Genomic DNA, 13,295 nt, shown 5'->3' on the forward strand with positions numbered 1-13,295 from the left:
CGTCTCCTTTTTCCTTTAAATTAAAATTGAATAAAATATAAATCATAATGACTACAAAAGATATTCTACAAAACTTAACTTAAACGTACCTAAAATTCTAACTATAATTTATATATTTTTTATAGCTAATATTTTCATTTTAAAACACAAGAAAAATACTGTTACATCAATATTCTTGGAATTGAAAAACATCCAAAACCCCTACTATACAAGTAAATTTTAAGTTTGTTTTAAGTTTAAACTTAAATTGTTTCATCTTGAAAATTATGAAAATATAATCGAAAAATATATTTTTGACTTTATTAAATAATTGACATTTATTTTATTTTTACTTTAAATATAATTTAAATTTTAAAAGAAAACGTTTTTAAAATTGTTTTTTATGTGCAATTATTTGTTTTTCTTCTATATAATTATATATTCTTTAAAAATTACTTCTCTATGGACTTAGTTTTATAACTTATAAAATTCATTATAGTTAAAAAAACACCACCTCAGTTTGCACTGAAGTAGTGTTTTCTACTATATTATATTTAATTTAATATCTTATTCTACTATCTTTTTACCAAAGCTTAATGATGCGATTAGTAGTAATGCACCTAATACTGCACCGATTACTAAAGCTAATAGATACATAAGCGGGTTACTTACTGCACGGGCAAGAACAGCGAAGATTCCTCCGTGCGGAGCTTTCGATACAATTCCGAAAGTCATACTTAACGCTCCAGCGATACCACTTGAGATGAATAATGGTGGAATAACACGTGCTGGGTTACTTGCTGCAAATGGGATAGCTCCTTCTGTAATGAATGATAATCCCATTACGTAGTTTACTAATGCTCCACTACGTTGAGCTTTTGGCCAGATGTTTTTGTTGATTGTTGCTGATACAGCGATTGCTAATGGAGGTACCATACCACCGATCATAACCGCAGCCATTACGTCACTTCCTGCTGAACCTGCAGATGTTAACAGAGCTGTTCCTGTTACGTAAGCAGCTTTGTTAATTGGACCACCCATATCGATAGCCATCATAGCAGCTACTACGAATCCAAGGATGAATTTACCGCTTCCGTTAAGACTTTCAATAAAGTGTTTTAATCCTTCCATTACACTTGCCATTGGCGCGTTAATTAGGAAGATCATTAGTAATCCCATAATTAGCGAACCTAAGATAGGGAATAGGAAGATTGGCTTAATACCATCTAATGAACGAGGCATCCAGCTGAATGCAATTTTTAACACGTGGATAATTCCACCAGCTAAGAACCCGGCTACCAATGCTCCTAAGAATCCTGAAGGAGTGTACGCTAATAAGTCACTTTTCAGACCTAAAATACTTGGGTCTGCCAAAATACCACCGATCATACCAACGATAAATCCAGGACGGTCAGCGATAGAGCGACCGATGAATCCAGCTAGGATTGGTAACATCATACTAAATGAAATTTTACCAAAGTAGAATAACACTTCTGCAACTTTGTTGTAAGATGGGTCTTTCGGATCAAATGAGTTAATACCCCAGATGAATGATAATGCGATAAGAATACCACCAGCTACTACGAATGGTAGCATGTTACTTACACCTTCCATTAGGTGTTTGTAAGCACGACGTCCGATACTTTCATTTGCTGAAGAATCTTCTGAAGCATCTACAGCTCCGTCGTGTTTGTAAATAGGAGCTTTTCCATCTAAGATTGTTTGGATAAGTTCTTCTGGTTTGTTAATTCCATCAGCTACTTTTGTCATAATTGTTGGACGTCCATCAAAACGTGCAACTTCCACTTTTTTATCAGCCGCAACGATGATTCCCGCTGCTCTTTCGATATCTTCTTTTGTAAGTTTGTTTTCTACACCGATTTGACCATTTGTTTCTACTTTAACATCTAGCCCCATCGCTTTAGCTGTTTCTTTGATTTTTTCTGCAGCCATGAATGTGTGAGCAATACCTGTTGGACAAGCTGTTACCGCAATGATATATGGTTTTTCTCCACTTGGAGCTGTTGGTTTTTCTTCTTTTGGAGCTTCTGTTTTCGCTACGAAGTCTGAAAATACTTTTTCTACATCTGCTTTCGTAGTAGCTTTATCTAATTCTGCTTTTACATCTGCATCCATAAGAGCTTGTGATAGTGAAGCTAGCGCTTTAAGGTGCTCGTCTGCTCCACCGTCTGGTGCACAGATCATAAAGATGTGTTTTGCAGGTTGTCCATCAAAACTTTCCCACTCAACACCTTCGTCACTTTTCGCGTAAACAATCATTGCTTTGTTGAAGTCTGCACTTTTTGCGTGAGGGATAGCTACGTTTTCTCCTACTCCTGTAGTTGATTGAGCTTCACGAGCTAGTAAGGCATTTAAGAAGTTTTCTTTACTAGCGATAATATTTTTTTCCACTAACATACTTGTTAGTTTGTCCAGAGCTTCTTTTTTGTCAGCAGCGCTGAATCCGAATTGAACTAAGTCATAATTTAGAACATCTGTTAATTTCATTTCTTTCTCCTTTGTTAATTATATATTTCCGAGGAAATATTTTATTTTTTTCTATAAATAATTTATTAAAATTTTATTTTAATTTCTTAACTTCGATTTGTGGTAGTAATTCTTCAATTAGCTTTTTACTTCCTACTCCTACTGAGAATGATGTCGCACCACCTGCAGCCGATGCATAGCGTAGGGCTTCTTGGTAATCTTTTGTTTCGTTGTATTTTGCAACGAACATCGCAAGCATACTATCTCCTGCCGCAACAGTCGATACTATTTTACCTTTAGCTACGTTAACTTCGAATACTTCTTTATCTTCAGTTAGTAGTAAAGCTCCGTCTGCTCCACGTGAAACAAGGACGTTTTTCGCACCGCGTTCTTGTAGTTTTTCAGCGTATTGTAAGATTTCTTCTATACTATTTAAAGTTACACCAAACATTTCACCAAGTTCGAATTCATTCGGCTTAACTACAAACGGTTTATACTGAAGTGTGTCTAACACTAACTCCTTATTACTATCTACAACTAATGTTGCCCCTGATGCCGATACTTTCTTAGCGATTGCTTTAAAGTCTTCAACACCCATCCCCGCGATAACATTACCTGATAAGAATACTACATCTTCTTTCGTCAATACTTCTAGTTTTGTAAAGAAGTCACTCACGTTATCTAGATTTACACTACTACTTTGACCGTTAATTTCTGTCTCAGTTTCTGTAGTTAACTTCATATTGATTCTAGTAGCTCCACGTGTTTCTACAAAATCATGTTTTACACCTAAGTTATCTAGTTCTGATTTTATAAAATATCCCGTGAATCCTGCGACAAACCCCCACGCTTTACTATCAACATCAACGTTGTTTAGTAAGATAGAAATATTAATACCTTTTCCACCTACTACGTACTTCGCTTCTTGTGTTCTATTTAGTTTCCCAAGTGAGAAATTTTCCGCCGTTGTCAGCATGTCAACAGCTGGGTTTAAAGTAATTGTATAATACACTGTTAGTCCTCCTTTATACTTTTTACTTCTATTATATTTTCAAATTTCTTATATTCTTCTGGAACTTCATACGATACTATAATCACATCGTCCAATTCAGCAAATTTTTGGAATTTTCTATGACCGAATTTTGATTTATCGGCAAGAATGTATTTCCTCTTACCGTTTTTTAACGCCGTAGCTTTTATAAATGCTTCATTCTCTTCAGCAGTTGTAATCCCAAAACTCTCATCTACTCCATTGCAACCTACAAAGCAAATATCAAAACTATATTTCTTCAGTTGTTCAATAGCGACAGAACCGATGACAGCTTGAGTAGAATGTTTTATCGTCCCACCTAAGATTATCGTATGAATTTTATTATTAATAAGTTTCGGTAAATGATATGTTGAATTCGTCACAACAGTGATCCTTCTATCACGAAGGTATTCTATCATTTCATATGTCGATGTCCCCGCATCAAGATAAATCGTCTGTCCTGATTGTAAGATATTATCGCAAAGGTACTTCGCGACTGCTCTTTTTTCCTGTAGGAAGTCTGCACGTTTCGCTTCGACACTTTCTTCACTACCTCGGGCCGCTGAGCGTTTCATCGCTCCACCATGTGTTCTATATAATAAATTTTTATCTTCTAGATTCGTAAGATCTCGTCTTATTGTAGCTTCTGAAACATTACAATGCTCCATCAACTCCTTTAGATTCAATGAACCTCTCTCATCTAATAAATCTAAAATCTTATTCCATCTTTCATTCAACATTTTCTTCTCTCCTAACTCCCATTGATTATTATATCTAATATAATATAGCTATTCAATCAAATTCAAGCAAAAACACTCATAAATAATCAGAATTAATGATTAAAATGAGCGTTTTAGTTTTAATATTTGATTGTTTTTCTAAATAATGAGCGTTTTTTATTTTTTCAAAGTTATTTCTAAAGAGTTTTCATGACGGAGATAAATGAACCCTAGTTAATTTTTTCAAATTCTCACTGTGAAGATTTTTTCGCGCAACTTATGAGCGATTTCTAGTATCTATAATCTAAAATAAGCATCTAAATACTGTTTTCCACTTAATCCGCAAAATTATTTTTTAATTTAGTTTAATCAATTTTTTACTACTCGTGAGTATTATACTTTAGAGTAGTAAAATTATCAAATTAGAAAAAACAAGAATTCATGTTAAAAACACCCAAAGAATAATTAATTAAAAATTATTTCTTTGAGTGTTTTCTTAATTTCAGAAGGAAAATATATTAATTCGGTAGACTCAATAAAATCGATTTTTTCGAAATTACAATTTTTGAGCCACTCCCTCAGTTAATTAATAGTCTCCTCTTTCTTCTATTAAAGCAGTATATTTTCTTAACGTTTTTTGGTGAGTGAATAATGTGTAGAACGCAATAGGTATGTTTATTAATAATTTTAATAATTCCATTGCAAGATACGTTAACAAGAATGTTGTTACTGTATCTGATATACTTCTTCTTGAGCTCATTTTATAACCACCAGTCCATGTTTTTTTCACACTTCCTGTAGTATGATTCATTCCGCTTGCGATCGAAGCACTCGCTGATATTGAGTAATATCTTTGGAATAATTGTGATCCTGGACCACCTTTATATCTTTGATAATCCGCAAACCAACAATACGTAAAGTTTGAAGCCGCTATATAAAGCGTTAGTATCACTTTTGTAAAATCACCAAAACTTCCAAATACAACAAATATCAATAGCATCCAAATTAAATATCCTGATAAATAGAACTTAATCCCCATTTTAGGAGTTTTAATTTTATCTTCATTCATTTGTGTTTGTCCTGCGTTTCGACCATTCTGTGGTGGTGCTACCACATTACCTGGTCTTTGCGGCGGCGCTACTACATCACTTGGTCTCTGTGGTGGTGCTACAACATCACTTGGTCTTTGCGGTGGCGCTACTACATCACTCGGCCTTTTTGGTGGCGCTACTATATCATCCCTTTTTGGTGGTGCTACAACATCACTCGGCCTTTTTGGTGGCGCTACTACATCGTCTTTTTTGGGCGGTGCCACTACATCATCTTTTTTCGGTGGTACTACCACATCGTCTTTATTAGCCATCAATTCTCTCCTTTACTTTTTCTATATCTTCATTTGTTATTTCATCAAGGTTATCTCCACCTTCTCGCGCTATACGAGTCGACATATTAGTAATGATTTTTTCATTTATATTTCTTACCCAACGACCATTACTTCCGTCATTATTTCTGTATAGATTTTTAACTACTTCTCCATAGTATTCGCGGTCCAGCTCATAACCATATTTATCTAATCCTAGAAGTCCAATCTCTACGATTTCTTCTTCTCTATAGTCTTCAAAATCAAATGTATTCGGAATTCTACTACGTAATCCTGAGTTCATATTCAAGAACTCTCCCATTTCTTTTGTATATCCTGCAAAGATTATTACGATATCATCTCTGTGATCTTCCATAAACTTAAGAATCTCATCTAGTGCTTCTTGGCCAAAATCATTACTACCTCCACTATTTAACGTGTAAGCTTCATCTATAAATAACACTCCTCCTAGGGCACTTTCTAAAACTTTTCGAGTTTTTTCAGTTGTTTGACCTACGTATCCTGCCACTAAGTCTGTTCTACTTACTTCTACAAGTTTATCCTCAGATATTACACCTTTTTGATACAGAACTTTTCCTACTAATCTAGCTACAGTTGTCTTACCTGTTCCTGGGTTACCTAAGAACATTGAGTGTAATGAAAACGATGAATTTGTTTTTCCTTGTTCAGCACGTCTCTTATTGACTTCTGCAAGTGCAACAAATTGTTCAACCTGCTCTTTAACTTTCTTAATTCCAATAAGTTTGTTAAGTTCTGTCATAGCATCTTTTTCAGATATATCTCTAACATCCTGCTCAACTAATTTACCGATATCTTCATTTGTTATTTCATCAAGAACTTCCCCACCTTCACGCGCTACTCGTGTCGACATATTTGTAATGATTTTTTCATTTATATTTCTTATCCAACGACCATTACTTCCGTCATTATTCTTGTAAAGATTTTTAATTACTTGACTATAGTACTCTCGATCTAGTTTGTAATTGTATCTATCTAATCCTAGAAGACCTATTCCTACAATTTCTTCTTCTGTATAATCTTCGAAATCAAATGTATTCGGAATTCTACTACGTAATCCTGAGTTCATATTTAAGAACTCTCCCATTTCTTTCGTATATCCTGCGAAGATTATTACGATGTCGTCTCTGTGATCTTCCATGAATTTAAGAATTTCATCTAACGCTTCTTGTCCGAAGTCATTACTGCTTCCACTATTTAATGTATACGCCTCATCTACAAACAGTACTCCGCCTAAAGCACTTTCCAATACTTCTCGTGTTTTAACCGCAGTATGCCCTATATGAGTTCCTACTAAATCTGTTCTAGTTACTTCTATAAGTTTATTTTTAGCTATTACACCTTTTTGATACAATACTTCCCCTACTAATCTAGCAACAGTAGTCTTACCTGTTCCTGGGTTACCTAAGAATAGAGAATGTAATGAGAATGACGAGCCAACCATCCCTTGTTCCTCACGCTTTTTATTGATTTCTGCAAAAGCAACGAAGTTTTCAACTTGTTCTTTAACTTTCTTAATTCCAATAAGTTTATTAAGTTCTGCCATCGCATCTTTTTTAGTTCCATCATCTTCATATCTTCCGATGTTCTTAACAGCTTCAATATCAATATTTTTAATTGTTGTAACGTCATCATCATCATTTTCAATAACTCGACTCGCTAAAGCTTTTAAGATGCTTTCATTTGTATTTCTGATCCATCTCGCATTACTCTTATCTAGGGATGCTTTATACGCATTCTTAACATAATTATTGTAATAAGATTGATCTTCTAATACATAACTCTTGCTTTCTAGATATTTATTACCGATCTGAACAATCTCATCTGGTGAATAGTCTTCGAAATCAAATGTATTCGGTACACGAGATTTTAATCCTGGATTTGATTTTAAAAATTGATCCATTTCTTTTGTATAACCTGCAAAGATTATCATTATTTCATCACGATAATCTTCCATAAACGCTAAAATTGTATTAATTGCCTCAATACCAAAATTCACGTTACCTTTTTTATCTAGAGTATAGGCTTCATCTATAAACAACACCCCACCTAAGGCTTTGTCTAATAACCTTCTAGTTTGTAACGCTGTACCACCAACATTAGATGAAATCAAGTCTGATTCTTTCGCTTCTACAAAGACGCATTTTCCATCTCTTCCTGGTAAAACTCCTTTTTCAAATAAGATTTTACCCATTAAACGCGCAACAGTAGTTTTCCCTGTCCCTGGGTTACCTACGAATACTGCATGCAATGCTTGTTTTTCTGGAGTATGCCCTTGAGCTATTCTCTTATTGTTAAAATCAACTATACGTAACATCTTAGAAACTTCTTCCTTAACTCTTCTAAGACCAATAAGATTATCAAGTTGTTGGATAGTAGGAACACTTTCTTTAACTTTTCCAGTTGACGGATCGTTTTCTGTTGCTACACTTTCTTCTTTAGTTAAACTATCTAAGTCAATAATTTCACTCAAATCATCTGTTTTAAAATTCAGGTCTTTTTTATCTACATTTTCTGTATATAGTTCTTTAATTCGCACTAATGAATTACCAAATACATTCACATTTGGATAAGCGATTCTATTCAAAATTAAATTCTCAGCACTAAACACAGAGTTGTCATCTACTGCTATATCTATTTTTTCTGAATTTTCACCTTTAATATCTAACTCTCCCTCAGAAATACATAAACTAAAATCTCCGATAGAAAGTACCTCTGATATAATATTGTCACGTAATATAGCTCGACTTCCAACTATTCCCATATTTGACACTAGACTATTCTCTAATTCCAAGCTTGAATTATCGCGTATAAAAATCGCAGTTGTATACTGTGGTTGTATGATTGTTGAATTTTTTATAACAACTTTACTATTACCTCCCCAGACAACTGGATATCGTTTTTCTACATCGGCTGGACTACCTTCTATATATGAATCTATTATTTCTAATTTTGATTGTTTAGAATTGATTCCATTACCTGTGTGATTAATAATTCTGCTATTAACTATACTTGTTTCTGAATCGGTAGAAAAAACCATAAATAAATTATTACTATTTCTAATATTTAATATACCCTTATTTGTAACTGCTATTAATTTTGATTTCCCTTCTAATGTAAGTGTTATATTGTCTATGTCTAATTGCCCACCATTGTTCCAAATTAAGTCATAGTCATTATCAGTTACACTCGTTCCTATAATAGAACCTGCTAACTTTAATTTACCCCCTTTTCTTACAACTACAGTCGTAGTTGCTTTATTAGAATACAGACACATATCTTCTATTACTACATCCGCATTTTCCGCTATTACAATTTTCCCATAAAATGAACTAAATAGCATTCTTCCACCATTTTCATTCATCTCAACATAACCACAAACGGTAATATTCTTTTCAATAACCCAACTATCACCTGATAAATTAAAGCTGAAGTCTCTTTCAAATTCAATGATATCGCCATCTACAACAGCAGCATATGCATCCGCCAGATTCCACGTATCAGAACCATTACCTACTATATATCTTCCCATACAAACTTTTCCTTTCATTAATTTATCTAAATTATTTTCAACTACTGTCTCTTACTTTATTAACTACAAAAATAACTATTTCATATATTAATACTTTAATTTTCTACAATTAGCTAAAAAATACCATCTAAAACCCACACACTTTTCACCAAATAAAAATAAGAGATGACATTCTCTATCTCTTACTCTACTCTTTACTACATTTAAAAATAAATTTTTTGATTTCATTTTGACTCTAATATTCAATAACAATTTAAAATTTCGATGTACCTAAAATTTATTCAGTATTTGCATTAGAGAGCTGTTTTATTTCACTAAAAATAGATTTTTACTTAAATTAATTATTTAACAATAAACTCTATGCTAGAATAATAATTATCTCTACTATTTTATCAAAAAAGCATGAATTATTCAACAGCTACAGGGACAAAATAGAAATATATTAATTCTAATAAACAAGCATGTTATCAAGAAAAAATAGGATATTTTAACTACTTTCAATCTGCTAAACATAATAAAAAATATGTTATTTTATATCTATATAATCTCTCTTTGTTTTTCTTAGTTTATTTATGTTAATTACGAAAAATCCCTAGAGGCTAATATCATATTTTTATGATAAATATTCCTCCAGGGATAGTTTTGTTGTTTTTATATCTTTGTAATATTATTCTTTTTTAAAATTATTGCTGAACTTCATCAAATGCCAAAAAAATCTTATTATCTTATATTTCTGTTTTTTTCAACACTTCTCGCGCTTCTTTTATTACATCTTTTATTATGTTCTTAACCGGACGAATTTCATTAACTAGTCCTGCGATTTGTCCTGCCATAACAGAACCGTTTTCCACATCTCCATCATATACAGCGCGTCTTAACGACCCTAATGTCAACTCTTCTAACTCCATAAGAGTTGAAGATTGTTCTTCTAGTTCATGATATCTTTTTGTAAGTTCATTTTTAATACCACGCACAGGCGCTCCGAATTTTTCTCCAGTTAAGGTAGTAGATGTATCAACCGCTTCTAAGATCATATTTTTATATGCATCTGTCACCGGACATTCTTCTGAAGCTAAGAATACAGTTCCCATCTGAACTCCACTCGCTCCTAAGCAATATGCCGCAGCCATTCCACGTCCATCAGCAATACCACCAGCCGCAATAACCGGGATATTCACCGCACTTGTTACTTGCGGCAATAGCGCCATAGTCGTGCTAGTTCCAACATGTCCTCCAGCTTCCATTCCTTCGACAACAATCGCATCACAACCTAACTCTTCCATTTTCTTCGCAGCTTTCACAGAAGGAATAACCGGAATAACTTTTATCCCAGCTTCTTTTAGGCGTGGCATGAACTTTCTAGGTGTTCCTGCTCCTGTTGTGACGATTTTAACACCTTCTTCAATAACAACATCGATTATTTCATCGATATTCGGCATCATAAGCATTAGATTAACCGCAAATGGTCTATCAGTAAGCTCTTTACACTGTTGAATCTCTTTGCGTAGTTCTTCAGGACTCACTCCTCCTGAGGCTAGTATTCCTAACGCCCCAGCATTAGAAACAGCAGAAACAAGTTCATGACGCGCAATTTGCGCCATCGCCCCTTGAAAAATCGGATACTTTATCCCTAAAAGATTAGTAATTGTCATAAATGTTCTCCTCTATTGATTTTTTATTTTTATTCCACCTAGCTACTCTTCCTAGAAAACACTCTTAATCTTCTCATTAGAAAATAAATCTAGCAACTACGTAGCAAACTATCATCAAGATTGCTGATGATAAGAAGCACGCTGTGAATACTCGTGCACCTCGTTCTTTAATAACTTTAAAGTTAACACTCATGCCAAGAGCTGCCATCGCCATACCTAAGAAGATATACGCTGCATCAACGAAGTAAGGCGCTAGAGGTTTTAAGAAAGTAACATAGCTTCCTAAAATACTCATAAAGATAAATCCTAAAATAAAGTACGGCATTGGAACTTTACCTTTTGTTTCATCTTGAGTTTTTTTATTAACAACAATCAGCACTCCCGCTACAACAATAAGCATAAGAACACGTGACAACTTAGCAAGAATCGCAGCATCAAGAGCTACTTGTCCACCTGCACCACCTGCCGCAACTGCGTGAGCTATTTCATGAAGACTTCCTCCAGTAAATACTCCGTAGCTATACGCATCGAGCCCTAAATAAGGTTGTAAGGCTACTTCTATCAAGGTAAACACTGTACCTAAAATCGCAACTACCGCAACAGCAAGGACACTGTTATCAGTTTTCGCACGAAGTTGACCACTTACCCCCATGACAGCCGCAGCACCACAGATACCACAACCACATGAAGAAAGCAATGCAAGTTCATGATCTACTTTAAACGCTCGGCACATAAAGTACGTTAAAGTAATCATGAATAGTACAATAAAGAAGGCAACAACTAATGTTTTCTTCCCTTCGGCTAAAAGTCTATCTAACGCCAACTTAAATCCTAATAAAATTATCCCAAGGCGCAAGAACTTATTACTTATAAACGGAATATCCGCCTTAACCTGTTCTTTCAATCCTTTTGACATTTGTAGCGCCATACCGATAACAAGTGCAATTACCAAGTGTCCAAAAAGTTTTAACGCTGGTACTTGCGCAAGATATTTCGCAGCTAACGAAATGACTAACATTATACCTAAGGTATAATAAAAATTAACACTCTTAAATCTTTCCATAAAAGATTTCCCCTTTTATAATATTTGTAAAAAAGTACATATAGTTTAATTATACTACTTCCAGTACTTCTCTTCAAGGAATCATAAGAATTAATAACGTCCATCAATGGTTTTTCAAATAAAAATTTCTAAAATTTTCTAACAACAAAGAAAGACGTAACTTTCAAAGCTACGTCTTTTATAATTCTATTACCCTAATAGTACGAATAAGTAGTGGGCTACAATTCCTGCGACTATACCACCTATTGTGTGAGAAAGAATGGCTTTTGAAGATAGTTTTCTAACTCCAAGTGCATCCATCATACCGATGTGTGTACTTAAGTATCCACTCCAGCACATTCCCATCGCTGTAAATACTGCGATATCATTTGGTCCGATAAGACCACTTCTTAAGAATTCTGGTACTAATGAGATTGCTCCTCCTACAGCTCCTAACGCTGTGATTGGGAAGGCAATTGCTTCTGCAGAATGGAATCCAAATAGTGGTTCAAGAATAAATCTTAATTTCTCACCTAACCAAGGTAGGAATCCAACTCCTTCATACGCTGCTCCAGTATATCCTCCAGCAGGCATTTTGAATGTTAACATCATTACAAAAGTACAAACGATAAGTACTCCTGGAATAATCGCCATACCCATTTCTACCCCCACTTTTCCACCTTCTAAGATAGTATCTAATGTACGTTGGAATAAGTTACCATCACGCACGATTCTAACTTTATCTAGTGATTGACCTTCAACTTCAGCATCTACAACTGGATCTTCAGCTTCGTCTCCGTAGTATTTCTTAGTTTGTCTTAACATTAGACGTACACTTATTATACTTCCTATAATAGCTCCGACATTTCCGATAATCGCGGCTTTAACGAAACCAGCTCCTTGCCCCATCATAAACATCGTTACAATAAGTCCCATACCGAATGCTGTCCCTAAGTTACATAATGCTGGAACTTGGTATTTTTTGAAGAAAGCTATAAAACGTTTATCTTTTGAGAATGGAATAATTGCTGGGTTATCTGATAAGTACGTCGCTACTGCTCCAGTTACACTGGCCCCAGGCATTCCCCAAAGAGGTTTCATAAGCGGTGCAAATATTTTATTAATTAACGCTATTGCCCCGAACTCTGATAACAGAGCACTCATAGCTCCGGCAATAACAGCCATCGCCATAATGAAAAATACTGTATTCAGTAATAAATCATGAGCTGTTGCCATCATTGTTTTAAACATAAGCGGTGTTCCCATTTTTCTCGCCATCAGTCCAAATATCGAGAAGAATATTGCTAAAAAGACAAATGTTTCTAAGCTTACAGCCTTTTTAACAACTACATTCTTTTTATGTTTTTTTGTTGTTTCTTCGCCCATAAAAATCTTCCTTTCATAATTTTTTATTCTAATATTTTAATTTCAAATTCAATCTCCTCAAACTGTAAT

General features: G+C 34.3%; 8 protein-coding genes. All 8 read right to left on the reverse strand.

The window, feature by feature from the left end; translation table 11 throughout:
- Nucleotides 1-546: 546 nt before the first annotated feature.
- Nucleotides 547-2,487, reverse strand: a complete 1,941-nt coding sequence (locus O3801_RS06115) for a PTS fructose transporter subunit IIABC (RefSeq protein WP_371454407.1) — start codon at nt 2,485-2,487, stop codon at nt 547-549.
- Between the two features lie 73 nt (nt 2,488-2,560).
- Entirely contained in the window at nt 2,561-3,478 is a 918-nt protein-coding gene (locus O3801_RS06120; protein ID WP_371454408.1) for a 1-phosphofructokinase family hexose kinase, read from the reverse strand.
- Nucleotides 3,479-3,480: 2 nt separating this feature from the next.
- Nucleotides 3,481-4,236 (reverse strand): DeoR/GlpR family DNA-binding transcription regulator, encoded by a 756-nt coding sequence (locus tag O3801_RS06125; RefSeq protein ID WP_371454409.1) that lies wholly within the window; start codon nt 4,234-4,236, stop codon nt 3,481-3,483.
- A gap of 565 nt (nt 4,237-4,801) precedes the next feature.
- Nucleotides 4,802-5,578 (reverse strand): hypothetical protein, encoded by a 777-nt coding sequence (locus O3801_RS06130; protein WP_371454410.1) that lies wholly within the window; start codon nt 5,576-5,578, stop codon nt 4,802-4,804.
- Entirely contained in the window at nt 5,571-9,164 is a 3,594-nt protein-coding gene (locus tag O3801_RS06135; RefSeq protein WP_371454411.1) for an AAA family ATPase, read from the reverse strand. Before O3801_RS06135 ends, O3801_RS06130 begins: the two co-directional genes overlap by 8 nt.
- A gap of 707 nt (nt 9,165-9,871) precedes the next feature.
- The gene (locus O3801_RS06140; protein WP_371454412.1) at nt 9,872-10,798 is read right to left on the reverse strand and encodes a nitronate monooxygenase; all 927 of its coding nucleotides are present in this window, start codon (nt 10,796-10,798) and stop codon (nt 9,872-9,874) included.
- Between the two features lie 76 nt (nt 10,799-10,874).
- Nucleotides 10,875-11,861: a YeiH family protein gene (locus O3801_RS06145; protein ID WP_371454413.1), complete on the reverse strand. Its 987-nt coding sequence runs from the start codon at nt 11,859-11,861 to the stop codon at nt 10,875-10,877.
- A 189-nt stretch (nt 11,862-12,050) separates the two neighbouring features.
- A complete protein-coding gene (locus tag O3801_RS06150) occupies nt 12,051-13,226 on the reverse strand; it encodes a CD0519/CD1768 family membrane protein (RefSeq protein WP_294683389.1) in 1,176 nt (391 codons plus the stop codon).
- Between the last annotated feature and the right edge of the window lie 69 nt (nt 13,227-13,295).

It is taken from the genome of Gemella sp. 27098_8_149, from assembly GCF_041433745.1.
Taxonomy (GTDB): domain Bacteria; phylum Bacillota; class Bacilli; order Staphylococcales; family Gemellaceae; genus Gemella.